Origin of the sequence: Paraburkholderia atlantica, assembly GCF_000092885.1 — a bacterium.
GTDB lineage: Bacteria > Pseudomonadota > Gammaproteobacteria > Burkholderiales > Burkholderiaceae > Paraburkholderia > Paraburkholderia atlantica.
Genome location: NC_014118.1, coordinates 2217568 through 2243260, shown reverse-complemented (window position 1 = coordinate 2243260; position 25693 = coordinate 2217568). Strand labels below are relative to the sequence as shown.

The following is a 25693-nucleotide window of genomic DNA, read 5'->3' as shown; positions in this document are numbered from 1 at the left end:
CGGAGTCCGGGCTCGACACCGCGGCCAAGCCCCGCGCCTCTCCGTCTGGAGGAGGCGCGCAGCCCGGACAATTCGACAGGGTTACCTCGCGAGCGCGGCCTTGACCTGCGCGGAGACGGCGGTCATGTCTGCGCGACCGGCCAGCTTCGGCTTCAGCACGCCCATTACCTTGCCCATGTCCTGCGGGCCGGCAGCGCCGGTTTGCGCGACCGCCGCCTGCACTTCGGCAACGATTTCCGCTTCGGACATCTGCTCAGGCATATATGCGGAAAGAATCGCCAGCTCGGCCTTTTCCTTGTCTGCGAGATCCGTGCGTCCGGCGGCCTCGAACTGGCTGATCGAATCCTTGCGCTGCTTGATCATCTTGTCGACCACGGCGGTTATGCCGGCATCGTCGAGCGTGACCCGCTCATCGACTTCACGCTGCTTGATCGCGGCGAGCAGCAGGCGGATCGTACCGAGACGCTCGGTCTCGCGCGCCCGCATGGCAGCTTTCATATCGTCGTTGATCCGGTCCTTTAGACTCATCACTCACCTGAATTGCGTTGAAAAGTTGGAAAACCGGCCGGTCGATAGCGGCGATACCGCCGCATCAGCACGAAAACCCGCTTGGGACTTCTTCCTCAAGCGGGTTGGCGCAATTTGCGTAGTGGATGCGACCCTGCCGGCTGGCCCGATGGGCCGGTTTTGCCGTGATGGCACTGTCGTGCCCCCACCGGCTTCGATGCTGCCGCCGCATACAGCGGGGCAACGCCAGAATCAGTAGAGCTTTTTTGGCAGCATCTGGCCACGCAGACGCTTGAAATGACGCTTCACCGCCGCCGCTTTCTTGCGCTTGCGTTCGGCTGTGGGTTTCTCGTAAAACTCGCGAGCGCGAAGTTCCGTCAGTAAGCCGTTTTTCTCCATGGTGCGCTTGAAACGGCGCATGGCGACTTCGAACGGCTCATTGTCTTTTACGCGGATGGTCGTCATTTTTCAATAACGGAACTTTGTAAAGGTTCAGGAGTATAGCAGAGCTTTCTCACAAAGCCATGGCGCCGTCAAGCCCCCCGGGCATATTCGGCGGCGGCCTCCCCCGCCGCGACACCCGACGCCCACGCCCACTGGAAATTGTAGCCGCCGAGCCAGCCGGTCACGTCGACCGCCTCGCCGATGAAGTAGAGGCCCGGCACCCGCGCGCTCATCATCGTCGTCGATGACAAACCGCGTGTATCGACGCCGCCGCGCGTCACTTCGGCCTTGCGATAGCCCTCTGTGCCGTTCGGCGTGAGCGTCCAGCGCGACAGCGCCTCACCGATGCGGCGCAGCGACTTGTCCGGCAGATCGGCGACGCGGGCCTCGGCGGCCACCTGATGGGTGTCGAGCCACACGTGCGCGAGCCGCTGCGGCACCCATTCCGACAGCAGATTGGCGATCTGCCGCTTCATACCGTTTTTCGCGTCGATGAGCGCGGCCGCGGCGTCGCGCTCCGGCAGCAGATTGATGTGAATCGGCTCGCCGGGCTGCCAGTAGCTCGATATCTGCAGCACGCCCGGGCCCGACAGGCCGCGGTGCGTGAGCAGCAGATCTTCGGTGAACTCCGCGCCGGTCTTCTTATTGCCGGTCGACAGCTGGACTTCGAGCGACACGCCCGACAATGCCGCAAACGGCTCCCAATCGGCGGGCGCGAAGGTCAGCGGCACGAGCGCGGGGCGCGTGTCGATCAGCTTGTGGCCGAACTGCTTGGCGATCCGGTACGCGAAATCGGTCGCGCCGATCTTTGGGATCGACAAACCGCCCGTCGCGATCACAAGCGCACGGGCGGCGATCGTGCCCGCCGTCGTGCCGAGCAGGAACCGCCCTTCGGCGTCCTGGCGAACTTCTTCGACGGACAACGGCGTGCGCCATGCAACGCCACCGGCGTCGCACTCGTTTTTAAGCACGTCGATGACCGCGTCGCTCGACTGGTCGCAGAACAGCTGGCCCTTATGCTTCTCGTGCCATGTCACGCGATGCTGCTTCAGCAGCGCCATGAAGTCGCGCGGCGTATAGCGTGCAAGCGCCGAGCGGCAAAAATGCGGATTCGCCGACAGATAATTGGCCGGCCCCGCATACAGATTCGTGAAGTTGCAACGGCCACCACCAGAAATGCGGATTTTTTCCGCGAGACGCTGCGAGTGGTCGATCAGCGCCACACGCCGGCCGACTTGACCGGCCACGGCCGCGCACATCATTCCGGCCGCGCCCGCGCCGATCACCGCGATATCGAAGGATTCCATGGGGCCGCATTGTACCTGCCGGGCCCTCGCGCCCATGCCCGCGACCTGCCGGCCGCCAGCGGCTGCTTGGCCGCGCTGGTATACTTTCAGGCTTACCTTTTACTTTCGGACGCGCGTCGCGCGCGCCCGTCTCAAGCGATTCATCATGCTCGTTCTCGGCATCGAAAGCTCCTGCGACGAAACCGGTCTCGCGCTCTACGACACGGAGCGCGGCCTGCTCGCGCACGCGCTGCATTCGCAGATTGCGATGCATCGGGAGTACGGCGGCGTCGTGCCGGAGCTTGCATCACGCGACCATATCCGCCGCGCGCTGCCGTTGCTCGAAGAGGTGATGGAGCGCGCCGGCGTCGCGCGCGGCGACATCGACGCGATCGCGTACACGCAAGGGCCCGGGCTCGCGGGCGCGCTGCTGGTCGGCGCGAGCGTCGCCAATTCGCTGGCGATGGCGTGGAACAAGCCGACCGTCGGCATTCACCATCTCGAAGGGCATCTGCTGTCGCCGTTGCTCGTCGACGAGCCGCCGCCGTTTCCGTTCGTCGCGCTGCTGGTATCGGGCGGCCATACGCAGCTGATGCGCGTGACGGACGTGGGCGTCTACGAGACGCTCGGCGAAACGCTCGACGATGCCGCCGGCGAAGCCTTCGACAAAACCGCCAAGCTGCTGGGCCTCGGCTATCCGGGCGGCCCGGAAGTCTCGCGCATGGCCGAGTTCGGCACACCCGGCGCAGTCGTGCTGCCGCGCCCGATGCTGCACTCCGGCGACCTCGATTTCAGCTTCAGCGGCCTGAAGACCGCTGTGCTCACACACGCAAACCGGCTGGGCGGCGCAAACATCTGCGAGCAGGCCAAGGCCGACCTCGCGCGCGGTTTCGTCGATGCCGCCGTCGAAGTGCTGGCCGCGAAATCGCTTGCGGCGCTCAAGCGCACGAAGCTGAACCGGCTGGTGGTGGCGGGCGGCGTCGGCGCGAACCGGCAGTTGCGCGAAGCGCTGTCGGCCGCCGCGCAGAAGCGCAATTTTTACGTGCACTATCCCGACCTGTCGCTGTGCACGGACAATGGGGCGATGATCGCGCTGGCCGGCGCGCTGCGCCTGCAACGCTGGCCCGAACAGGCCGTCAACGACTACGCGTTCACCGTGAAGCCGCGTTGGGATCTGACGTCGCTCGCGCACTGAACCGCCGCCGCCAGACGATAAAAAAGCCGCTTTAAAAGCGGCTTTTTTGTGGGTTCAATGCTTTCTCGACGAAACGGCGTGGAGCGGCACAGAACGTATCAGGCGAGACGCTTGTCCCGTTCGATCACCGCATACGCGCTGTGATTGTGAATCGACTCGAAGTTCTCGGCTTCGAGCACATACGCGACGATGCGCTCGTCGGCATTCAGACGCTGGGCAACGTCACGCACGAGATCTTCGACGAACTTCGGATTCTCATACGCGCGCTCGGTGACGAACTTCTCGTCCGGGCGCTTGAGCAGGCCCCACAGTTCGCACGACGCTTCTTCCTCGGCGATGCTGATCAACTCTTCGACGGCGACGTCGCCGATCAGCTCGGCATCGATCGTCACGTGCGAGCGCTGGTTGTGCGCGCCGTACTGCGAGATTTTCTTCGAGCACGGGCACAGGCTCGTGACCGGCACCAGCACCTTCAGAAACAGCCGCGTCGCGCCATGGCGGGTCTCGCCGGTCAGCTTGACTTCATAGTCGAGCAGGCTCTGCACGCCCGACACCGGCGCGGTCTTGTTCACGAAGTACGGGAATGACACTTCGATGCGGCCCGCCTCGGCCTCGAGCTTATCGAGCATTGCCGCGAGCATCGTGCGAAACGTGGCCGGTTCGAGCGGCGCCTTGTTCTCTTCGAGCAATGCGACGAAGCGCGACATGTGCGTGCCCTTCTGCTCGGCCGGCAGATGCACGTCGAGATTCCAGGTGCCGACCGTCGGCTGTACTTCACCGGCTTGCGTGCGAACCGTCAACGGATGACGCACGCCCTTCACGCCGACCCGCTGGATTGGAATCTGCCGCGTATCGAGGGTGCTTTGCACGTCGGGCATCACGAAGGCGGGATTCATCTGATTCATTCTTTTGTCCTTTCTGAAAAGCGCCGGGCTGCGTCAAAGTCTCGCTGCATCGGCGAGTATCGTGCAGCGAGTTCGAAGCGCCCAGCGGCCGTGCGGATCAGCGCGCGCAACGGCGAACGCCGGCTGCCGCCGGCGTTGCGTGACGGGCCGCAAGACCCGTCGCTTCAAACTGGAGATTGCCGAAGCCGCCCTCGCATGACGGCGGCATGAGTCGCACCTGCGGCAGCACGACAGGCGACAGCGCGCTTTAAGCGACGCGCTTCACCGACGACTGACCGCCGACCGCGCCGCTTGCGAGGAAGCGTTCACGGATCGACCGGGCGATACCCGCGGCGTCGAGACCGCACGCGGCGAGCAGCTTGGCCGGGTCCCCATGATCGATGAACCGATCGGGGAGGCCCAATTGTAGTACGGGGCGCATAACCCCACTTGCGAGCAGGGCTTCGACACAGGCCGAACCCGCGCCACCCATGATGCAGCCTTCCTCGACGGTGACGATCGCGTCGTGCGTCTCGGCCAGCTTGCGCACGAGTTCGGTGTCGAGCGGCTTCACGAAGCGCATGTTCGCGACGGTGGCGTCGAATTGCTCGGCGGCCGCGAGCGACGGCGCGACCATCGTGCCGAACGCGAGAATCGCGATGCGCTTGCCAGCCGGCGCCGAGGTCTCGCGACGCACTTCGCCCTTGCCGAGCGGCAACGCGGCCATCTGCTTGATGGTTGCGACACCGGTACCCGCGCCGCGCGGGTAGCGCACAGCGGTCGGATGCGACTGCTGCAACGCGGTGTACAGCATTTGCCGGCACTCGTTTTCGTCCGACGGCGCCATCACGGTCATGTTCGGGATACAACGCATGAACGCGAGGTCGTACGCACCCGCATGCGTCGCGCCGTCCGCACCGACGAGACCCGCGCGATCGATGGCGAACACCACCGGCAGGTTTTGCAGCGCGACGTCGTGAATCAACTGGTCATACGCGCGTTGCAGGAAGGTCGAATAGATCGCAACGACCGGCTTCATGCCGTCCGCGGCGAGGCCGCCTGCGAACGTCACCGCGTGCTGCTCGGCGATGCCGACGTCGAAGTAACGATCCGGGAAGCGCTTTTCGAACTCGACCATGCCCGAGCCTTCACGCATCGCCGGTGTAATCCCGACCACGCGCGAGTCGAGCTCGGCCGCGTCGCACAGCCATTCGCCGAACACCTGCGTGTAAGTCTTCTTCGACGGCGTCGCGGCCGGCTTGATGCCCTCGGCCGGGTTGAACTTGCCCGGACCGTGGTACAGCACCGGATCGGCCTCGGCCAGCTTGTAGCCTTGGCCTTTCTTCGTGACCACGTGCAGGAATTGCGGCCCGCGCAGTTCCTTGATGTTTTGCAGCGTCGGAATCAGCGAATCGAGATCGTGACCGTCGATCGGCCCGATGTAGTTGAAGCCGAACTCCTCGAACAGCGTGGCCGGCACGATCATGCCCTTCGCGTGCTCCTCGAGCTTGCGCGCGAGATCGAGCACCGGCGGTGCGACGCGCAGCACCCGCTCGACGCCCGCTCGCGCGGCCGCATAGAAGCGACCCGACATCAGGCGCGCGAGATGGCGATTCAGCGCGCCGACCGGCGGCGAGATCGACATGTCGTTGTCGTTGAGGATCACGAGCAGCGGCACGTCGTCTTCGACGCCCGCGTTGTTCATGGCCTCGAAGGCCATGCCAGCCGTCATCGCGCCATCGCCGATCACGGCGATGCCCATGCGGTTGTCGCCCTGCAGCTTGCTCGCGATCGCCATGCCGAGCGCGGCCGAAATCGACGTGCTCGAGTGCGCGGTGCCGAAGGTGTCGTATTCCGATTCGTCGCGTTTCGGGAAGCCCGAGATGCCGCCCAGCTGACGCAGCGTGTGCATCTGGTCGCGACGACCGGTCAGGATCTTGTGCGGATAGGTCTGATGGCCTACGTCCCAGACGATCCGGTCGTGCGGCGTATCGAACACGTAGTGCAGCGCGATGGTCAACTCGACCGTGCCGAGATTGGACGAGAGATGGCCGCCCGTCTGCGATACGCTGTCGAGCACAAAGGCGCGCAACTCGTCGGCAAGCGGCTGCAATTGACGGCGATCGAGGCGGCGCAGGGCTGCCGGGTCGTCGATGGTTTTCAGCAAGTCGTACATCGTCGTTCCATTGTAGGAAAACTTACGCGCCCGCACTTCATACATGCACCCCGGGGATGGAGGGTGCGCGGCGGCGGGCTTTCGCGTTCAGCTGACCCGGTTCACCACCAGATCGGCCAGTTCGGCAAGACGCTGTGCGCGAGCGCCGAACGGTGCAAGCGCCGCGTGAGCGTCGCTGCGCAGTTGCGCCGCGAGCGCGCGCGACGCGTCGAGCCCGATAATCGACACGTAGGTCGGCTTGCCGTCCTTCGCGTCCTTGCCGGCGGTTTTGCCGAGCGTTGCGGAGTCGGTCGTGACGTCGAGAATGTCGTCGACGACCTGAAACGCGAGACCGACCGCGGCGGCGTAGGCGTCGAGCGAAGCCAGAGCCTGCGCGTCCGGCGTCTCACCGGCCAGAGCGCCCATGCGTACGGCCGCGCGCAGCAGCGCGCCGGTCTTCATGCGATGCATGGTCTCAAGCCGCGGGCGGGTCAGCGTGTGGCCGACGCTCGCGAGATCTATGGCCTGGCCGCCGCACATGCCGACAGAGCCGCTGGCGAGCGCGAGTTCGCGCACGAGCGCGGCCTGCTGCGGCTGGCCCAATACGTCGGACGTGAGCACGACGAATGCCTGCGATTGGAGCGCGTCACCGACCAGCAGCGCGGTCGCTTCGTCATATTTGACGTGGACCGTCGGCTTGCCGCGGCGCAGTTCGTCGTCGTCCATGCAGGGCATGTCGTCGTGCACGAGCGAGTACACGTGGATCATTTCCAGCGCCGCCGCCGCCGCATCGAGGCGTTCGGCGCGCGCGCCGGTCAGCTCGCCGGCCGCGTGGCACAGGAGCGGCCGCACCCGCTTGCCGCCGCCGAGCACCGCATAGCGCATCGCCTCGTGCAGTTTGGCGGGTTCGGTCGTCTCGGCCGGCAGATAGTGTTCCAGAGCCGTTTCGACGCGTTCGAGCACCGAGCGCGTCCATTGTTCGAATGTCATAGGTCGTCCCCGCTCTCAGTCGCGGCTGTGCCTGCGGTATTCATGGGCAGTGGCTTGAGGGTCTCGCCATCGAGAACCCGCACCTGCTGCTCGACCTTTTCGAGCTGCTGTTGACAGAATGCGACAAGTGCCGCCCCGCGACGGTACGCGGCCAGCGATTCCTCGAGGCTCAGGCTGCCGCCTTCCATGCGCGCGACGAGCTCTTCCAGCTCTGCCTGCGCGGCCTCGTAATTCTCCGGCAGGGGCGCGCTATCGCCGCTTTCGGCTGGCGCGGCGGCGGAATCGTTCGATGCGGTCTTCGCCATGAATAGTCGCAAAATTAAAACAAGTCGGACATTCTACGGCAAAAGCGACATTTTCGATCCGCTCGAAGTCCTGCGCCCCGCCGTGCCGCCTTGCTTCGAGCCTGTCCGATACCCACCTTTGCCCCGCTTCGACCCTGAAGTCTCGCAGAAAAAAAGCTTGAGGTCTGCGGCGAAAATGCCGAACTTTCTTGACATTTTTAACCCAAATCAGGGACTTAAGTGCCCCTGTCACAGGGAAACGGGTATAATCGCGGGCTCCCTAAATCGAATCTTCGATGGTTGGGTTGTTCACTGCTTTCACGTCTTCATCGGGAGTGGGAATGTCCAATCTGAGCAATGCATTGCAGTTGCGGTCTGTTCACAGCCAGCTGCCAGTCACGGCTTACTTTGACGAAGCGCTCCTTACGCGCGAAATCGACACCCTTTTCAAGAAAGGTCCTCGCTACATCGGCCACGATCTCATGGTGCCCGAAGCGGGGGATTATTTTGCCTTGCCCAGCGAACGCGAGGGGCGGGTACTCGTCCGTAACCAGCAATCGCAAGTCGAGTTGCTGTCGAACGTGTGCCGCCACCGGCAAGCCATCATGCTCAACGGTCGCGGGCAGACGCAAAACATCGTCTGTCCGCTGCATCGCTGGACGTACGATCTGAAGGGCGAGCTGCTCGGCGCGCCCCATTTCGCCGACAACCCGTGCCTGAATCTCGGCGCCACGCCGCTGCAGAACTGGCAGGGTCTGCTGTTCGAGGCGCAAGGTCGCGACGTCGCGAAAGATCTGGCACGCCTCGGCACCAAGCGCCACTTCGACTTCTCGGGCTTTATGTTCGATCACGTCGAGGTCCACGAGTGCAACTACAACTGGAAGACCTTCATCGAGGTCTATCTGGAGGACTATCACGTCGCGCCTTTCCATCCGGGCCTCGGTAGCTTCGTCAATTGCGATGATCTGACATGGGAGTTCGGCGACTGGTACAGCGTGCAGACAGTCGGTGTGCACAAGGCGCTCGAGCAACCGGGAAGCCCGACGTATCGCAAGTGGCACGACGAGGTGCTGCGCTTTCGCGACGGCAACCCGCCCGAGTTCGGCGCGATCTGGATGGTGTACTACCCAGGCATCATGATCGAGTGGTATCCGCATGTGCTGGTCGTGTCGTGGCTGATTCCGCGCGGTCCGCAGAAGACCACCAACGTGGTGGAGTTCTATTACCCCGAGGAAATCGCGCTGTTCGAGCGCGATTTCGTCGAAGCCGAGCGCGCCGCCTATATGGAGACGGCCCGCGAAGACGACGAAATCGCCGAGCGCATGGACGCCGGCCGTCTCGCGCTGATGGAGCGCGGCGAATCGCAGGTCGGTCCGTATCAGAGCCCGATGGAAGACGGCATGCAACACTTCCACGAGTTTCTGCGGCGCGAACTCGGCACGATCTGATCCGCGCCGCGTGGCGCATCGATCAACTCAAGGAAAGACGGGCTTGGACCCGTCTTTTTTTGTTTAGACTAACGACATAGACCGGCCATGCGCCAGCCGCGTGAACGACGCGGCCCGCAGCCGCCATCGCCCGTATCGAGGAGACGCTCATGCCCCACACTCATTACACCACCCTGATTTCCGCGACCAATCTTGCCGAGCGGCTCACGACCGCGCCGGGCAGCGTCTTCGTGATCGACTGCCGGTTCGACCTCGCCGATACCGACGCGGGCGAGAAAGCCTGGCTGGCCGGTCATCTGCCTGGCGCGCACTATCTGCATCTCGATCGCGATCTGTCCGGGCCGAAGAACGGCTCGAACGGCCGGCATCCGCTGCCCGATCGCGCGCGGCTCGTCGAAACGCTGGAGTCGCGGGGGCTGAAGCAAGGCCAACAGGTCGTCGCATATGACGCGCAAGGCGGCATGTACGCGGCGCGCGTCTGGTGGCTGTTGCGCTGGCTCGGCCACGACGCGGTCGCACTGCTCGACGGCGGGCTGCAAGCATGGGAAGCGGCCGGCCAACCGCTGACGCAAGACGTCCCCCCGCAAAACACCGGCGACTTCAAGGCGGCCGCGCCGCTCGCGGTGACCATCGATACCCAGGCGGTCGAACGCAATCTTCATTCGAAGGAGCGAGTCGTCGTCGATGCGCGCGCGCCCGATCGCTATCGCGGCGAAAATGAGACGCTCGACCGCGTCGGCGGCCATATCCCGGGCGCGCTAAACCGCTTCTTCAAGGACAACCTGACCGCCGACGGCCGCTTCAAGCCGGCGCACACTCTGCGCGAGGAATTCCATGCGCTGCTCGGCGACACGTCGCCGGAACACGTGGTGCTGCAATGCGGCTCGGGCGTGACCGCCTGCGTGAATTCGCTCGCGATGGAGGTTGCCGGCCTGCATGGCTCAGCGTTGTACCCAGGCTCGTGGAGCGAGTGGAGTTCCGATCCGAAACGGCCGGTCGCGACCGGGGCGAATCCCTGAGCGCTAGCAGCGGCGAGTCGTAATCAGACAAAAGGCCGTTGCCGCTTCAAAGCGGCAACGGCCTTTTTCATCGGAATTAACGTTAGCCAAACAAACACATGAGGGTTTCAAGCAACCCCATGTTGCTTGAACCACACGAGCGTGCGACGCCAGCCATCCTCGGCGTCGGCCTTCTTGTAGCTCGGACGGTAATCGGCGAAAAACGCGTGACCTGCGTCGTCATAAACGACGAACTGCGAGCCGCGTCCCGCCTGCGGCCCTTGCGCGACCGCCTGCTTCATCTGTTCGAGCGTGTCCTGCGGAATGCTTTGATCCTGGCGCCCGTACAGGCCGAGCACGGGTGCATGCAGGTCAGCGACGAGATCGAGCGGATTGGCCGGCGTCATCGCATTCTTCGCGCCGGTCACGCGACCATACCAGGCGACGCCCGCCTTCACGCGCGGATTGTGCTCGGCATACAGCCACGAGATGCGCCCGCCCCAGCAGAAGCCGTTCACGCCGAGCCGGTTCAGGTCGCCGCCGTTCTCACCGGCCCATGCGGCGGCCGCGTCGAGGTCGGCCAGCACCTGCTCGTCGGGCACTTTGCTCACCAGTTGCTCGTTGAGTTGCTGCATGCTCGTGTAGGCGGTCGGGTCGCCCTCGCGCTCGTACAGGTTCGGCGCGATCGCCAGATAGCCCTGCTTCGCGAAGCGCCGGCACACGTCGGCGATATGCTCGTGGACACCGAAGATTTCATGCACGACGAGGATCACCGGCAGATGCGTCTTGCCCTTCGGCTGCGCGCGATAGGCCGGTATCAGCGTACTGCCCGAATGGAACGCCACTTCTCCTGCTTCGAGGCCGTCGCTGTCGGTATGGATGGTCTGCGCCGAGACCGGCAGCACCGCTGCCGCGAAACCAGTGCCCAGCGCCGCCTTCATGAAGGTGCGCCGATCGAAGGGAACGTGCGGAATCAGACAATCAACTTCAGGCTTCAGCATGGGGCGCTCCTCGAAGAATTGTTAGAGGCAACAGGATACGCCCTGCGCGCATCCCGTTGCAGATTCAACTGAGGTGATTGTCCGCACGCGCCGATGCAGTCAGTGCAGCTTGACGCGCGGCAGCGTGGTACGGCGCAACCAATGCGCAAAGGTGTCCAGCACCATGCGCGGATAGCCGTGCAGCGCCGCGATATGCAGCCGGTACAGCGACATGTACATGAAGCGCGCGAACAGCCCTTCGATCAGCATATTGCCGCCGATCACCCCGCCCATCAGATTGCCGACCGCGCTGAAGTGCCCGAGCGAGACCAGCGAGCCGAAGTCGCGATAAGTGAACTCGGGTAGTGGCCTGTTCTCGAGGCGCGCCGCCAGTCCCTTCATCAGAAAGCTCGCCTGTTGATGCGCGGCCTGCGCGCGCGGCGGCACGTTGCGCTCGTTGCCCGGCCACTCGCAAGCCGCGCAGTCGCCGAGCGCGAAGATGTTGTCGTCGATCTCGGTTTGCAGCGTACGGCGCACGATCAGCTGGCCGAGCCGGTTGACCGGCAAGCCGTCGAGTTGAGTGAGCACCGCCGGCGCCTTGATGCCCGCCGCCCACACGGTCAGATCGGCCCGCACCGTGTGACCGCTGGCGGTGCGGATGTAGCCCGGAGCAACCTCGGCCACGGTCTCGCCGATCATCAGCTTCACGCCGAGTTTGGTCAGGAGTTCGGACGTGGCCGTGGAGACGCGTTCCTGCAACGCGGGCAGGATGCGCGGCCCCGCCTCGATCAGCACGATGCCGACGTCATGCCGCGGATCGAGCTTGTGCAAGCCATACGCGGACAATACCTGGGCGGTATTGCGCAACTCCGCCGATAACTCGACCCCCGTCGCGCCGCCGCCGACGATTGCCACCTGGATGCGCGGCTCGCTGGACGTCCACGTGCCAGGTCCCGGTCGCGACTCGACGGGCTCGTGCGCCTGATGTTCGGCGCGCATGCACGCCGCGATCAGGCGTTTGCGGAAACGCTCCGCCTCGCTAACCGTATCCAGTGCAATCGAGAATTCGGCCGCTCCCTTGACGCCGAAGAAGGCCGTGGTACTGCCGATGGCGATGACCAGTGTGTCGTACTCGAGCACACGTTCGGGCAGCAGTTCAGCGCCGTCGTCGTCGAGCACGGTGCCGAGCGTAATGCGCTGGTTCGCGCGGTCGAGTGCGGTCAGATCGCCTTGCTGGAACTCGAAGCGATGCCAGCGCGCCTGCGCCGCGTAAGGGAGCTCCTGCGTAAACGGGTCCATGCTGCCCGCCGCCACCTCATGCAGCAGCGGCTTCCAGATGTGCGTCGGAAAGCGGTCGACCAGCGTGATCTGGGCCTCGGCGCTGCGACCCTTCTTGCCGGCCCCATAGCGATCGCCAAGACGCGTCGCCAGTTCCAGCCCTCCCGCACCTCCGCCAACGACGATAAATCGATGCATTGCACTTCTCCGTGTAGCCGATGAATTATCTGTCGCGACGCTGCGCATGAATGCGCCGTCATGAACCGATTGTCCTCGACCCGGCTGGGAAGTCACAAGTCGCCAATACGCATGTGTGACATGCACACGACGTTATCGTGCGCGTGTCACGGGCATGTCAATGCGCCTCCTCCCAGTTCAGCCCCGCGCCGACTTCGGCGACCAGCGGCACCTTCAGCGCGGCGACGCCGCACATCAGTTCCGGCAGGCGCTTGCGGACTTCGGACAGCTCAGCGTCAGGCACTTCGAGAATCAGTTCGTCGTGTACCTGCATGATCATGCGCGTGCCGATCTTCGAGTCTTCGATCCAGTTCTGCACGGCGATCATCGACATCTTGATCAGGTCGGCCGCGGTGCCCTGCATCGGTGCGTTGATCGCGGCCCGCTCTGCGGCCTGGCGGCGCGGACCGTTGCCGCCGTTGATCTCGGGCAGCCACAGACGGCGGCCGAACACCGTTTCGACGTAGCCCTTCGCCTTCGCGCTCAAGCGCGTCTCGTCCATATAGCGAGCGACACCGGGATAGCGCGCGAAGTAGCGGTCGATATACATCTTCGCGGCATCGCGCGTGATGCCGAGATTCGACGCGAGGCCGAAGGCGCTCATGCCGTAGATGAGACCGAAGTTGATGACCTTCGCGACGCGTCGCTGATCGCTCGACACTTCGAGCGGCGTCACGTTGAAGATTTCCGATGCAGTGGCGCGGTGAATATCCTCGCCCTGCGAAAACGCACGCATCAGCGATTCGTCGCCGGATATGTGCGCCATGATGCGCAATTCGATCTGCGAGTAATCGGCGGACACGAGTTTGTGACCCGGTGGCGCGATGAACGCTTCGCGGATACGCCGGCCTTCGCCGGTACGCACCGGGATGTTCTGCAGGTTCGGATCGTTGGACGCGAGGCGCCCCGTCACCGCCACCGCCTGCGCGTAGTTCGTATGCACGCGGCCGGTTCGCGGATTGACCATGCGCGGCAGCTTGTCGGTATAGGTCGACTTCAGTTTCGACAGGCCGCGATGCTCGAGCAGGATCTTCGGCAGCGGGTAGTCTTCGGCGAGCTTCTGCAGCACCTCTTCGTCGGTGGACGGCGCGCCGCTCGGCGTCTTCTTGATGACCGGCAGTTCGAGCTTCTCGAAGAAAATCTGCCCGATCTGCTTCGGCGAGCCGAGGTTGAATTCGCCGCCGGCCAGTTCGTACGCGCTGCCTTCGAGCTCGATCAGACGGGTGGCGATTTCGCCGCTCTGCTGACGCAACTTCTCAGCGTCGATCAGCACGCCAGTGCGCTCCATCTTGCGCAGTACGCGCGAAGTCGGCACTTCGATCTCGCGATAGACGTGATCGAGCGAATTCTCCACGGCGATCTGCGGATACAAGGCCTGATGCAAACGCAGCGTGATGTCTGCGTCTTCGGCCGCATATTCGGCGGCTTTGTCGAGCGCGACTTCGTCGAAGCCGATCTGCTGCGCGCCCTTGCCCGCGACGTCTTCATACTTGATCGTCTTCACGCCGAGATGACGCAGCGCGAGGCTGTCCATGTCGTGCGTGCGATGCGATTCGAGCACATACGATTCGAGCAGCGTGTCATGCTCGACGCCGCGCATTTCGATGCCGTAATTCGCGAGCACCTGTTCGTCGTACTTCAGATGCTGGCCGACCTTCTTGTGGTCCGCGCTTTCGAGCCAAGGCTTGAGCTTCGCGAGCACTTCGTCGCGCGGCAGTTGCACCGGCGCGTCGGGGCCGCGATGCGCGAGCGGCACATACGCGGCACGGCCCGCTTCGACCGACAGCGACAAGCCGACGATCTGCGCGACCATCGGATCGAGCGACGTGGTTTCGGAATCGAACGAGGTCAGCTCGGCCGCATTGATCTTGTCGAGCCACGCGTCGAGCTGCTCCCATGTTTGCACGGTCTCGTAGTGGCGCTCGTGATCGACGGACAGCGCGGGTGGCACGTCGGTTTCCGGACCTTCGACCGCATCGGCAATTTCGACTTCGCGCAGCCACGTCTTGAAGCCGTGGCGCGTGAACAAATCTCGCAACTCTTCGCGCGACTCGGGAAGGCTCGGCAAGCTTTCTTCGATCGATACGATGTGCCCGGTCAGATCGCAATGACGCTCGACTGTGACGAGCTTGCGCGCCATCGGCAAGAAGTCCAGCGCGCGGCGCAGGTTGTCGCCGACCGCGCCCTTGATCTCGCTCGCATGCTCGACGATGCCATCTAGCGACTCATATTGCATCAGCCATTTGACCGCTGTTTTCGGACCGCATTTCTCGACGCCCGGCACGTTGTCGACGGTATCGCCGATCAGCGACAGGTAATCGATGATGCGCTCCGGCGGCACGCCGAACTTCGCGACCACGCCGTCGCGGTCGAGAGTTTCGTTGGTCATCGTATTGACGAGCGTGACGCGGTTCGACACGAGCTGCGCGAGGTCCTTGTCGCCGGTCGATACGACCACGTTCATGCCGAGCTTTTCTGCCTCGGTACACAGCGTGCCGATCACGTCGTCCGCTTCGACGCGATCGATCATAAGCAGCGGCCAGCCGAGCGCGCGCACCGCGACGTGAATCGGCTCGATCTGACGGGCAAGATCTTCCGGCATCGATGGACGGTTCGCCTTGTACTCCGGATACCAATCGTCGCGAAACGTTTTGCCCTTGGCGTCGAACACGCACGCGCTATACTCTGCTGTGACTTCCTTGCGCATGCGCCGCAGCATGTTGATCATCCCATAGAGCGCACCCGTCGGGCCACCCTCGGGGCCGCGTAGATCAGGCATCGCATGGTAGGCCCGGTACAGATAACTCGAACCGTCGACCAACAGCAGGGTCTTACCTTCAAGGCTTCGTTCTTCAGGCATTATGACTAAGAGAAAAGTGATTCCGAGTCTGCGATCGCTCGCAGATCAAGAGCGCGCAACGGCCAAAAAAGCCCGCGCATCGTGGCAGATGTTCACGATTATGGCAGAGTTTATCGAGGCGACCGAGTACCTGTCGGAGATTCGCCCGGCGGTCAGCATCTACGGTTCGGCGCGCCTGAAACCGAACTCGCCGTACTACAAACTCGCCACGCAGATCGCGCGCAAATTGTCGGACGCAGGCTTCGCGGTGATCTCTGGCGGCGGCCCCGGCATCATGGAAGCGGCCAACAAGGGCGCACATGCGGGCAAGGCGCCGTCGGTCGGTCTGAACATCGAGTTGCCGCACGAGCAGTCGGGCAATCAATGGCAAGACATCTCATTGCGCTTCCGCCATTTCTTCACGCGCAAGGTCACGTTCGTGAAGAATTCGGACGCGGTGATCGTGATGCCCGGCGGCTTCGGCACGCTCGACGAGCTGGCCGAAGTGCTGACGCTGATCCAGACCAAGAAGTCACGCCACGTGCCGATCATTCTGGTCGGCGCCGAGTTCTGGGAGGGCCTGCTCGCGTGGTTCAAGAGTTCGCTGATCCCGATGGGTTTGATCAATCCGACCGACATCGATCTGATGCAGGTGATCGACAATCCGGATCAGGTGCTCGAAGCGGTGCTCAAGTTCTACGAAGACCGCGAGGAAGGCGAAGCGCATCCGGTCAAGTCGGACGAAGACCGGATGTTCTACCTGTGATCACATGACGCTGCGCGCCTCGCATTACGCGTAGCACGATGCATGCATTGCGCACACATCAAGTCGCGCACATGGCGGGCAGCCTTCGGGCTGCCCGCTTTCGTTTTGCAGGCATGCCGTCCGGCGCTAACGTGCCCAGCTTGCACTCGAAGCTAGCGATATGAACAACGAACTCGCCTCGCCCGAAGCCGCGCTCGCACCCACTCCGACGTTGCGTGAGATCTTCGGCGGCTTTCTCGGCCTCGGCCTCATTTTGCTGGCCGCCGGAAGCCTGATCGGGTGGACCGGGTTCGGGCAAGGGTGAGCCGGCGAGCATCACCTCGACACCTGGTGAAACCGATCGATCAGGAAGACTACCCTCGCCTTGGCTGTTTATCGTACTTCGTCCTGAGTTACTGAAACGCGACTTCCGCGAAACTCCGCAGCTTGCGGCTATGCAAGCGGTGCAGCCCGTTCATCCGCAGCAGTTCCATCGCCTTCACGCCGATCTGCAGATGCTGATCGACCTGCGCGCGATAGAACTGATCGGCCATACCCGGTAGTTTCAGTTCACCGTGCAGCGGCTTGTCCGACACGCACAGCAATGTGCCGTAAGGCACGCGGAAGCGAAAGCCGTTCGCGGCGATCGTCGCGCTTTCCATATCGAGCGCGATCGCGCGGCTCTGCGACAACCGCTGCACCGGCTCGCGATGATCGCGCAGCTCCCAGTTGCGATTGTCGACGCTCGCCACGGTGCCTGTGCGCATCACACGCTTCAGCTCGACGCCATCGAGCTGCGTGACCTGCGCGACCGCACGCTCGAGCGCGACCTGCACTTCGGCGAGCGCCGGAATCGGCACCCACAACGGCAGATCGTCATCGAGCACATGATCTTCGCGCACATAGCCGTGCGCGAGCACGTAGTCGCCGAGACGCTGCGTGTTGCGCAGCCCCGCGCAATGGCCGAGCATGATCCATGCGTGCGGACGCAGCACCGCGATGTGATCGGTGATGGTCTTCGCATTCGACGGCCCGACCCCGATGTTGACCATCGTGATGCCACTGCCGTCCGCGCGTTTGAGGTGATACGCGGGCATCTGCGGCAGACGCGGCGGCGGTGTGCCCTCCTGCGCCTGCTCGCCGAGATTCTCGTTGTAGGTGATGACGTCGCCGGGTTCGACGAACGACGTGTATTCGCTGCGATAGGCGCGCAACTCCGCGTCGTCGGTGCGGGCCATCATCGCGCGGCCGAGCTTTACGAATTCGTCGATATAGAACTGGTAGTTCGTGTACAGCACGTAGTTCTGCACATGCGTCGGCGAGGTTGCGGTGTAGTGCTTCAGCCGATGCAGCGAAAAATCGACGCGCGCCGCCGTAAACAATGCGAGCGGATGCGGCTCGCCCGGCAGCGGCTCGTACGTGCCGTTGACGATGCGGTCGTCGAGCAGCGCGAGATCCGGCGTATCGAAGATGTCGCGCATCAGGAACAGGCGCTCGCGGTCCAGATCGCCTTCGAGGTGGATGCCCTCGGCGAATGCGAAATGAATTGGAATCGGCTGGTCAGACACGCCGACCTCGATCTGCACGTGATGGTTCTTCGCCAGCAGCCGCAGTTGCTCGCGATAGTAGTTACCGAACAGGTCGGGCCGCGTGACGGTCGTCTCGAACACGCCCGGCCCCGCGACGAATCCATACGAGCGGCGCGAATCGACGTGCGTGTTGACCTCGGTACGCACGCGCACGAACGGATAGCAGGCGCGCACGCGATGGTCGAACTGCTCGTTGCGGCGATAGCGCGCGAACGCATCCCGCAGGAACGACGTGTTCGCCTCGTAGATCGCGGCGAGGCGGGTGACGGCGGCGGCCGCGTCGTCGAAGCCTTCGGTCGGGAAGCTGTTGGTGGGAGTCTGCACCATGCGCTGATTGATATCGTTGTTCATCATCATCGTTCACCCTTTTTGATGAGACGACATTACCACGGAACCCGCTGTTGCCAAATGTCGGCGGCGACGCTTGCAACAGCACTCGCGACAACGCGCGCATGTTGCGCGAAAGCGGCGCAAAATAAGGCTTGGCGCCCGTACGCTAGGCCGGATTTGCTAGAATCTGGGCACCCAATTGGAGAATCACCATGAAGCCGCTCCTTCCCATCGCTGTTGCGCTGGCTCTCGCCTTCGGCAACGCCGCGATGGCTGCCCAGCCCGTCGACGAACCGCCGCCCGCCGGCGTGCCCCAGTCCGCCAATGAACGGGCCGGTCTGCCGGACCTTGCCAAGATCAATCGTCCAGCCGCAGAGGTCAGCTCGAAGGTCGACATCAACAACGTTCCCCGCACGCCGAGCTTTCACGAAGTCAGTCCGAACGGCACCGAAATCACTGAGTTCCGCGACAAGGGCAAGCCGGTCGAGATCAACGTGCAATCGAATTTCGGCACCCGCTACCAGATGAGCGCGTCGCCCGACACGTCGCCCACCGTTCACGACAGCGGCAAGCCCAGCACCCGCCTGCCGTCGGTGAATCTCCGCTATTAATCGTTACGAAAGCGGCGCGCCGGCAACGGCGGCCGCGGTGTGGTCGTGGCCCGGTTACACCCGATCGCGGCCGCTGCGCGATGAACTTGCACTGCATGCGGCGACGCGTACACTTCGCCGTTCCGCACTCGTCGCCCGCTCTGTCACATTCGTTTGTCTCACCTCGCACTGGCCGCACCGCGCCAGCCCGAACAACCTGATCCGACGTTTCCGCATGGCCGTCTTCACCGCTGTCAACGAATCCCAACTCGCAGAATGGATGAGTCACTACGATCTCGGCGATGTCGTCGAGTTTCGCGGCATTTCGTCCGGCATTGAAAACAGCAACTTCTTTCTGACGACGACGCGCGGCGAATACGTGCTGACCATTTTCGAGAAGCTGACAGCTGAACAACTGCCGTTCTATCTGGACCTGATGCGGCATCTTGCCGCGCATCGCGTGCCGGTACCGGATCCGATGCCGCGCCTCGACGGCGCGCTGTTCGGCATGCTGCTCGGCAAACCCGCGACCATCGTGACGAAGCTCGAAGGCGCACCCGAACTCGCGCCGGGCGTCGAGCACTGCGCCGAGGTCGGCCACATGCTCGCGCGCATGCACCTGGCGGGCCGCGACTATCCGCGTTATCAGCCGAACCTGCGCAGCCTGCCGTGGTGGCGCGAAACGGTGCCGACGATCCTGCCGTATCTGGAAGGCGAGCAGCGCGATCTGCTGGCGTCCGAGCTTGCGCATCAGGAAGCGTTCTTCGCCTCCGCCGATTACGCGGCGATGCCCTCTGGTCCGTGCCACGCCGACCTGTTCCGCGACAACGCGATGTTCGCGCACGCGGCGCCCGAGACCGGCCACGAAGTGCGGCTCGGTGGCTTCTTCGATTTCTATTTCGCCGGCTGCGACAAGTGGCTATTCGACGTCGCGGTGACGGTCAACGACTGGTGCGTCGACCTCGCAACGGGCAAGCTCGACACCGAACGCACCGAGGCGCTGTTGCGCGCGTATCAGACGGTGCGGCCGTTCACCGTCGAGGAAAACCATCACTGGGGCGACATGCTGCGTGCTGGTGCATACCGTTTCTGGGTCTCGCGCCTGTATGATTTTCATTTGCCGCGCGCGGCCGAACTGCTGAAGCCGCACGACCCCGGTCATTTCGAACGCATTCTGCGCGAGCGCCTGCTGGGCGTCGCAAATCCAGGCATCCATACCCCATGCAACTGATCGAAGTTCCCGCGAAAACCGGCTACGTGTGGTTCCGCCAGGGCATCTGGCTGTTCCGCAAGAATCCGCTCGCCTTCCTGACGCTGTTCTTCACCTATTTGCTGGTGATGACGCTCGTGTCGCAGATTCCGGTGGTCGGCGGCGTGTTGCCGCTGTTGTTCATTCCGGGCGTCGCGGTCGGCTTCATGGCCGCGTGTCGCAACACGATCGCGGGCAAACCGGTGTTTCCGACCATCCTCGTCGACGGGTTTCATTCGTATGGCCCGGTGGTCGCGCGGCGGTTGCTAGCGCTCGGCGCGCTGTATGTAATCGCGATGGCGCTCGTACTGGCCGGCTCGGCGCTAGCCGACGGCGGCATGCTGCTGAAGGTGATGCTCGGCAACGCGTCGATGGATGAAAACGCAATCGCCAACAGCAATATCCCGCTCGCGGTGATCACCGCGCTCGCGTTCTATGTGCCGGTCGCGATGCTGTTCTGGTTCTCGCCGATCCTCGCCGCCTGGCACGACGTGCCGCCCGTCAAGGCGATGTTCTTCAGCGTCGTCAGTTGCTGGCGCAATCGCGGCGCTTTCATCGTGTTCGCGGCGCTGTGGTTCGCAGTCGCAACGGTCGTGTCGATCGGCCTGTCCGCGCTGATGCAGGCGCTCGGCGCGGCCGACTTCGCGTTCGCGATCCTGATGCCCGCGACGATGATCGTCACGACCATGCTGTACTGCTCGTTCTACGCGACCTATCGCGGCTGCTTCGGCGTGCAGACGCCGCAAACGCCGGATCTGCCGACCACGCCGGCAGCCTGATCCGTCGTTCCCGCGCGGGTGCCGTCCTGGCGCCCGCGCGTTGCGTGTACCGCGCGCATCTTCCCGACGTCTCTGTCGAAACACTGCTCCCAACGCCCGGCGTCCTGAATCGATTTGCGGCACAATAGTTTGTGTGCAATCCATTTGCACGCTCTTTTTTTGCCGAGGTGGATCATGACCCAGCGCCCCGCTCTCCCCTTCACGCTCGACGAGCAATTGTGCTTCGCGCTCTACTCGACCTCGCTCGCGATGACGAAAGCGTATAAGCCGCTGCTCGACAAGCTCGGACTCACGTATCCACAGTATCTGGCGATGCTCGTGCTGTGGGAAACCGACGACGTCACCGTCAAGGACATGGCCACGCGTCTGAATCTCGATCCGGCGACGGTCACGCCACTGCTCAAGCGCCTCGAATTGCAAGGACTCGTCGAGCGCGCGCGCGGCACCGACGATGAGCGCCTCGTCTACATTCGCCTGACTGGCGCGGGCAAGGCGCTCAAGCGTCAGGCGCGCGACGTGCCCGGCGAGATCCTCTGCGCGACGCAGCAGTCGCCGGACTTCCTGCTGCGTCTGCGCGACGACCTCACACGCCTGCGCACGACGCTCAACGATTTTATGGACCAGTAGTGCGATAACTGAAACGGACTAGTTCCGGTTTCATCGCAAAATTCATTTGCACACAAATTATTTGTGTACTATCTTACTCACATGCCGCTTCGCTAGCACTTCGCCAGACCGGCGAACCGGCAGCCAGCGGCAAACATGCCACCCCTGACACCCAAGACAAGGAGCTGCACCATGAACATCCTCTACAAGGCAAGCGCAACGAGCACCGGTGGGCGCGACGGCCGCGCCGTATCGTCGGACAATGCATTGGACGTGAAGCTGGCCGCGCCGCGTGAGCTCGGCGGAAATGGCGCGGCAGGGACGAATCCTGAACAGCTGTTTGCGGCCGGCTACTCGGCCTGTTTCCTGAGCGCCATGAAGTTCGTCGCCGGCCAGCGCAAGCAGGCCCTGCCGGCCGACACCCAGGTTTCCGCCGACGTCGGCATCGGTCCGAACGACAAGGGCGGCTTCGCACTCGACATCGATCTGCGTATCTCGCTGCCTGGCCTCGCTGCGGACGCAGCGAAGGAACTGGTCGACGCGGCGCACCAGGTCTGCCCGTACTCGAACGCCACGCGTAACAACGTTGCGGTTCGTCTGCACGTCGCTTGAGGTTGAGGTCGGCGGTTGCGCCGATCAGCAATGCCCACGAAGAACCGCTGACGGCGCATTACCCGGCGCCGTCGCGACCAGCGCCCGCACCCTGCACAATTGGGACGGGCGTTGACCATTTTGGCGCGCGGCACGCAAACTGCGATGCCGGTTCTCGACCACCTTCATCTCGACCGCCCCTCCCGATGACACGCGCCCGCCACCTGCACGACAGCTTCGACTCCGGCCTCGTCTGGTTCCGCCGCGATCTGCGCAACACCGATCATGCCGCGCTGTACTACGCGCTCGAGCATTGCGAGCGCGTCTGGTGCGTGTTCGTGTTCGACACGACGATCCTGCAGCCGATCGTCGATGCCTGGCAGACCCGTCACCCGGGCGAGCCGGTAAAGGATCGCCGCATCGACTTCATTCTCGCGTCGCTGGCTGAACTCGACGACGCGCTGCGCGCGAACGGCGGCGGTCTCGTCGTGCTATACGGCGATCCGGCCGAGCTGGTGCCGAAGCTCGCGGCGGAGCTGCGCGTCGATGCCGTGTTCGCGAATCACGACTACGAGCCGGTTGCGATCGAACGCGACGCAACAGTCGGCGAGCGTCTCGCGGAAAAGGGCCGGCAGTGGCTAACGTTCAAGGACCAGACGATTTTCGAGCGCGACGAGTTGCTGAACGGCCAGGACAAGCCATTCGCGGTCTTCACGCCATATAAGAACGCGTGGCTCAAGCAACTGAGCGCGTTCGACCTGAAGCCTTACCCGGTGGAGACCTACGCGAAGCATCTGGCGGCGCTGCCGCCCAAGCTCGACCGTCGGTTGCCCACGCTCGATCAGCTCTGCTTCGCGCCGAGCAACCTGACGGACTTGCCACTGCCCGCCGGCATGAGCGGTGCGCAACAGTTGCTCGACGATTTCCTGACACGCATCGACAGCTACGCGGAGCGGCGCGATTTCCCCGCCGCGAAAGGACCGAGCTATCTGTCGGTGCATCTGCGCTTCGGCACGGTGTCGATCCGCACGCTCGCACGGCTCGCGTATGAGATGTCGCTGCAACCGGACGGCAAAGGCGCGGCAACCTGGTTGTCGGAACTGATCTGGCGGGATTTCTATTTCATGGTCCTGGCGCACCACCCGCGCATCGCGAAAGGCGCGCCGTTCAAACCGGAATACGAGCATTTGCGCTGGGAAAAAGGTCCCTCGGCCGATGCGGCGTTCGCCGCCTGGTGCGACGGCCGCACCGGCTATCCGCTCGTCGATGCCGCGATGCTGCAGTTGAACCACACCGGCTATATGCACAACCGTCTGCGCATGGTCACGGCGAGCTTCCTCGCGAAGGATCTCGGCGTCGACTGGCGGCTCGGCGAGCGATACTTCGCCGATCTGCTGAACGACTTCGATTTCTCGGCGAACAACGGCGGCTGGCAGTGGGCCGCGTCGACCGGCTGTGACGCGCAGCCTTACTTCCGTATATTCAATCCGGTCACGCAATCCGAAAAATTCGACCCCGACGGACGCTTTATCAAACGATATCTACCGCAGCTCGCGCAGTTGCCGGCAAAATGGATTCACGCGCCATGGCTGGCGGGCGCGGAGCGGCTCGCGGAATACGGCGTGGTGCTAGGCGGGAATTATCCCGAACCGATCGTCGATCACGCACAGGCTCGCGAGCGCACACTGATCCGATACGGAAAGTGAGTGCCTGCTCACATCATTGAACAAGAAGGACTGGAGGGGGTGAAGATGCGCCGTCTACCGTCGCTGCTCGTGTTTCTGATTCTGACGCTGGCAGCCGGCTGGGCTGCGAGTCTGTCGCTGCCGGACGCGTGGTACATGAACCTGCAAAAGCCCGCGTTCAATCTGCCGAACTGGGTTTTCCCGCCGGTGTGGATCGTGCTCTACGTGCTGATGGCGTTTTCCGCGTGGCGCGTGTGGCAGCGCGATGGCCCGACCGCGGCCATCGTACTGTGGGTCGTGCAGCTCCTATTCAACGCTGCGTGGATGTGGCTGTTTTTCGGCCTGCATCGGCCGGAGATGGCGCTGATCGACATCCTGATCTTGCTGCTGCTGATCGTGATGCTGACGTATGTGTTCTGGCGGCGCGATCGCCTCGCCGGCGTTCTGCTCGTGCCGTATGTCATTTGGGTGGCGTATGCGGCGCTCTTGAACTACGCGTTGTGGCAGCTGAATCCGGCTGCTTAGCCGTAGTGCTGGCTCATCCACGACGGCGCCCGCACGTTCGCGTCCTGATCGAGCTTGCGCATGCGGAATTCGAGGTCGTAGAGATCGGTCGCTTCAGCCAGATAAGCGTCAGCGCGTTCTTTTGCGAGCTGGTCCGGCGACTTGGTCAAAAACAGAAACAGGCGGCTGATCAGATACATGGTTCACCTCGGCAATGATAACTAGGCGTTTACGCCTAAGGGATAACCCGTATTATAGGGAAAACCCTGACTTCGCGCTACTGCTCATTTCGGAGGTGTTGCTCGGGCGTCACGGTCCGGCCGACGATGCGGCCAATCCTTCCGCGATGCGGCCCGCGTCCGTGCGACGTTGATGCCGGAAAAACTCCCACAACATGGCGCTCGCGTCCGGGCCTTTGGACGAATGGAACGGCAGCGCATCGTCGCCGCCGGCCCATGCGTGGCCCAGGCCCTGCACGCGACACACCCGCACCACGCGCCGCCCGCCGCGCAGATAATCGCGCACCACGACGCCATTTTTGCGGTCTTCGCGCGTCTCGCCGGCTCTATGCGCGCCGTTTGCATCGATGAGGCGGTTCAGGCGCACGAACTGTGTCGCCAATTGGTCCGCGTTGACTGGCGTGACCACATGGTCGGCGTCGCCGTGGATGATCAATGCCGGCATGCCCGGGTACTGCGCGACGTTCGTCGTTTCGTCGACGAGTTCGACCGGCTCGCGACGCGCGCCCCGCCGCATCACGTCCATCGCGGTAATGCCGGAGCGCGCCTCGCCGAAAGCGGGGCCGGAATGCAGCGCGACAGCGGCGAAATGTTGCGGATACTTGACGGCCAACAGTGCCGTCAGTCCCGCGCCCGCGGAAATCCCCGCCACGTACACACGCTCGCGGTCAAAGCCGTGCTGCTCGACCAACGCATCCACCAGCGAGACGACCGCGCGCGCTTCCGCGCCGCCCGCGTTGTCGCCGGCGTCGTACCAATGCCAGCAGCGGTGCGAGTGCGCGTGCTTCGATTGCTCGGGGTACACGACCGCGAAGCCGTAGCGATCGGCGAGCAGGTTCATGCGCGTGCCTTCGGCGAACTCGTCGATCGACTGCGTGCAGCCATGCAGCATCACGACGAGCGGCATTGCCTCGTGCGCGTGCCCGGACGGAATATAGAGCCCGTACTGCAAGTGATTGACCAGCCGGCCCGGCGCGGCCGGCGCGGAATGGAACGAGCGCGTCCACGCGCCGCTTGCCCACGCGGCCGCGCGGGGGCGCACGCGCGACTCGCGCGGTGCTTCGCGTTTTGCGGGTGTTCGCAGCGCGGCAGTCGGCTTCAGTGAATGAGCTTTGCTCGACGGTTTGGTGGTGGCGGCGCGAGCAGGTCGCGCCTGTGTTCGTTTGGCGGTTTTTTGCGCGTGTTCAGTTTGGATCGCGAGCAGGCGCTTGAAACCGCGCAGCCAGATTTTCGACAGGCTTTTTGCCATCGGCGATAGCCT

Annotated in this window: 25 protein-coding genes; 12 read left to right on the top strand and 13 right to left on the bottom strand. The window is 63.6% G+C overall.

Going from position 1 to position 25693, the window contains the following annotated elements:
• Positions 1-81: 81 nt before the first annotated feature.
• From BC1002_RS26105 to BC1002_RS26095, 3 genes are all read right to left on the bottom strand, one after another.
• A complete protein-coding gene (locus tag BC1002_RS26105; protein ID WP_013093006.1) occupies positions 82-528 on the bottom strand; it encodes a GatB/YqeY domain-containing protein in 447 nt (148 codons plus the stop codon).
• Between the two features lie 231 nt (positions 529-759).
• Entirely contained in the window at positions 760-972 is a 213-nt protein-coding gene (rpsU, locus tag BC1002_RS26100; protein WP_008919901.1) for a 30S ribosomal protein S21, read from the bottom strand.
• Between the two features lie 68 nt (positions 973-1040).
• Positions 1041-2258 carry a BaiN/RdsA family NAD(P)/FAD-dependent oxidoreductase gene (locus BC1002_RS26095; RefSeq protein ID WP_041735222.1) on the bottom strand — a complete coding sequence of 406 codons (1218 nt, stop codon included), beginning with the start codon at positions 2256-2258 and terminating at the stop codon, positions 1041-1043.
• Between the two features lie 145 nt (positions 2259-2403).
• Here BC1002_RS26095 and tsaD point away from each other — a divergent pair, with 145 nt between their 5' ends.
• On the top strand, positions 2404-3432 hold the full coding sequence (gene tsaD / locus BC1002_RS26090; RefSeq protein ID WP_013093004.1) for a tRNA (adenosine(37)-N6)-threonylcarbamoyltransferase complex transferase subunit TsaD: 1029 nt from the start codon (positions 2404-2406) through the stop codon (positions 3430-3432).
• Between the two features lie 98 nt (positions 3433-3530).
• Here tsaD and folE2 read toward each other — a convergent pair whose 3' ends face one another.
• From folE2 to BC1002_RS26070, 4 genes are all read right to left on the bottom strand, one after another.
• On the bottom strand, positions 3531-4337 hold the full coding sequence (folE2, locus tag BC1002_RS26085) for a GTP cyclohydrolase FolE2 (protein ID WP_013093003.1): 807 nt from the start codon (positions 4335-4337) through the stop codon (positions 3531-3533).
• Positions 4338-4584: 247 nt separating this feature from the next.
• Positions 4585-6492, bottom strand: a complete 1908-nt coding sequence (gene dxs, locus BC1002_RS26080) for a 1-deoxy-D-xylulose-5-phosphate synthase (protein ID WP_018433896.1) — start codon at positions 6490-6492, stop codon at positions 4585-4587.
• 87 nt (positions 6493-6579) lie between these two features.
• Positions 6580-7461, bottom strand: a complete 882-nt coding sequence (locus tag BC1002_RS26075) for a polyprenyl synthetase family protein (protein ID WP_013093001.1) — start codon at positions 7459-7461, stop codon at positions 6580-6582.
• Positions 7458-7766: an exodeoxyribonuclease VII small subunit gene (locus BC1002_RS26070; protein ID WP_013093000.1), complete on the bottom strand. Its 309-nt coding sequence runs from the start codon at positions 7764-7766 to the stop codon at positions 7458-7460. Before BC1002_RS26070 ends, BC1002_RS26075 begins: the two co-directional genes overlap by 4 nt.
• 320 nt (positions 7767-8086) lie before the next feature.
• Here BC1002_RS26070 and BC1002_RS26065 point away from each other — a divergent pair, with 320 nt between their 5' ends.
• Both BC1002_RS26065 and BC1002_RS26060 read left to right on the top strand, forming a co-directional pair.
• On the top strand, positions 8087-9193 hold the full coding sequence (locus BC1002_RS26065) for an aromatic ring-hydroxylating oxygenase subunit alpha (protein ID WP_013092999.1): 1107 nt from the start codon (positions 8087-8089) through the stop codon (positions 9191-9193).
• A 149-nt stretch (positions 9194-9342) separates the two neighbouring features.
• The gene (locus BC1002_RS26060) at positions 9343-10212 is read left to right on the top strand and encodes a sulfurtransferase (protein ID WP_013092998.1); all 870 of its coding nucleotides are present in this window, start codon (positions 9343-9345) and stop codon (positions 10210-10212) included.
• 107 nt (positions 10213-10319) lie between these two features.
• Here the strand turns inward: BC1002_RS26060 and BC1002_RS26055 are convergent, their stop codons facing one another.
• The 3 genes from BC1002_RS26055 to polA form a co-directional block, all read right to left on the bottom strand.
• Positions 10320-11192, bottom strand: a complete 873-nt coding sequence (locus tag BC1002_RS26055) for a dienelactone hydrolase family protein (protein ID WP_013092997.1) — start codon at positions 11190-11192, stop codon at positions 10320-10322.
• Between the two features lie 99 nt (positions 11193-11291).
• Positions 11292-12647 carry an NAD(P)/FAD-dependent oxidoreductase gene (locus BC1002_RS26050; protein WP_013092996.1) on the bottom strand — a complete coding sequence of 452 codons (1356 nt, stop codon included), beginning with the start codon at positions 12645-12647 and terminating at the stop codon, positions 11292-11294.
• A gap of 157 nt (positions 12648-12804) precedes the next feature.
• Complete coding sequence (polA, locus tag BC1002_RS26045) at positions 12805-15546, bottom strand: DNA polymerase I (RefSeq protein WP_013092995.1); 2742 nt, start codon at positions 15544-15546, stop codon at positions 12805-12807.
• Between the two features lies 1 nt (position 15547).
• On the opposite strand from polA, the gene BC1002_RS26040 reads away from it, so the two are divergent.
• Together BC1002_RS26040 and BC1002_RS39070 are read left to right on the top strand one after the other, a co-directional pair.
• Complete coding sequence (locus BC1002_RS26040; RefSeq protein ID WP_013092994.1) at positions 15548-16291, top strand: LOG family protein; 744 nt, start codon at positions 15548-15550, stop codon at positions 16289-16291.
• 160 nt (positions 16292-16451) lie between these two features.
• Complete coding sequence (locus BC1002_RS39070; protein ID WP_013092993.1) at positions 16452-16595, top strand: hypothetical protein; 144 nt, start codon at positions 16452-16454, stop codon at positions 16593-16595.
• 88 nt (positions 16596-16683) lie between these two features.
• Here the strand turns inward: BC1002_RS39070 and BC1002_RS26035 are convergent, their stop codons facing one another.
• Entirely contained in the window at positions 16684-18210 is a 1527-nt protein-coding gene (locus BC1002_RS26035; protein ID WP_041735424.1) for an AMP nucleosidase, read from the bottom strand.
• 191 nt (positions 18211-18401) lie between these two features.
• On the opposite strand from BC1002_RS26035, the gene BC1002_RS26030 reads away from it, so the two are divergent.
• From BC1002_RS26030 to BC1002_RS26000, 7 genes are all read left to right on the top strand, one after another.
• Positions 18402-18800, top strand: coding sequence for a hypothetical protein (locus BC1002_RS26030; RefSeq protein WP_013092991.1), 399 nt, complete (start codon positions 18402-18404; stop codon positions 18798-18800).
• Between the two features lie 214 nt (positions 18801-19014).
• The gene (locus BC1002_RS26025; RefSeq protein ID WP_013092990.1) at positions 19015-20010 is read left to right on the top strand and encodes a homoserine kinase; all 996 of its coding nucleotides are present in this window, start codon (positions 19015-19017) and stop codon (positions 20008-20010) included.
• Entirely contained in the window at positions 20001-20807 is an 807-nt protein-coding gene (locus BC1002_RS26020; protein ID WP_013092989.1) for a BPSS1780 family membrane protein, read from the top strand. Before BC1002_RS26025 ends, BC1002_RS26020 begins: the two co-directional genes overlap by 10 nt.
• Positions 20808-20981: 174 nt before the next feature.
• A complete protein-coding gene (locus BC1002_RS26015) occupies positions 20982-21434 on the top strand; it encodes a MarR family winged helix-turn-helix transcriptional regulator (RefSeq protein WP_013092988.1) in 453 nt (150 codons plus the stop codon).
• A 171-nt stretch (positions 21435-21605) separates the two neighbouring features.
• Positions 21606-22025, top strand: a complete 420-nt coding sequence (locus tag BC1002_RS26010; RefSeq protein ID WP_013092987.1) for an organic hydroperoxide resistance protein — start codon at positions 21606-21608, stop codon at positions 22023-22025.
• A gap of 185 nt (positions 22026-22210) precedes the next feature.
• On the top strand, positions 22211-23710 hold the full coding sequence (locus tag BC1002_RS26005; protein ID WP_013092986.1) for a cryptochrome/photolyase family protein: 1500 nt from the start codon (positions 22211-22213) through the stop codon (positions 23708-23710).
• A gap of 45 nt (positions 23711-23755) precedes the next feature.
• Complete coding sequence (locus tag BC1002_RS26000; protein WP_013092985.1) at positions 23756-24214, top strand: TspO/MBR family protein; 459 nt, start codon at positions 23756-23758, stop codon at positions 24212-24214.
• On the opposite strand, the gene BC1002_RS25995 is transcribed toward BC1002_RS26000, so the two are convergent.
• Complete coding sequence (locus tag BC1002_RS25995; protein ID WP_013092984.1) at positions 24211-24393, bottom strand: DUF3563 family protein; 183 nt, start codon at positions 24391-24393, stop codon at positions 24211-24213. The two genes, BC1002_RS26000 and BC1002_RS25995, sit on opposite strands and share 4 nt — an antisense overlap.
• Positions 24394-24502: 109 nt before the next feature.
• Entirely contained in the window at positions 24503-25681 is a 1179-nt protein-coding gene (locus BC1002_RS25990; RefSeq protein ID WP_013092983.1) for an extracellular catalytic domain type 1 short-chain-length polyhydroxyalkanoate depolymerase, read from the bottom strand.
• Between the last annotated feature and the right edge of the window lie 12 nt (positions 25682-25693).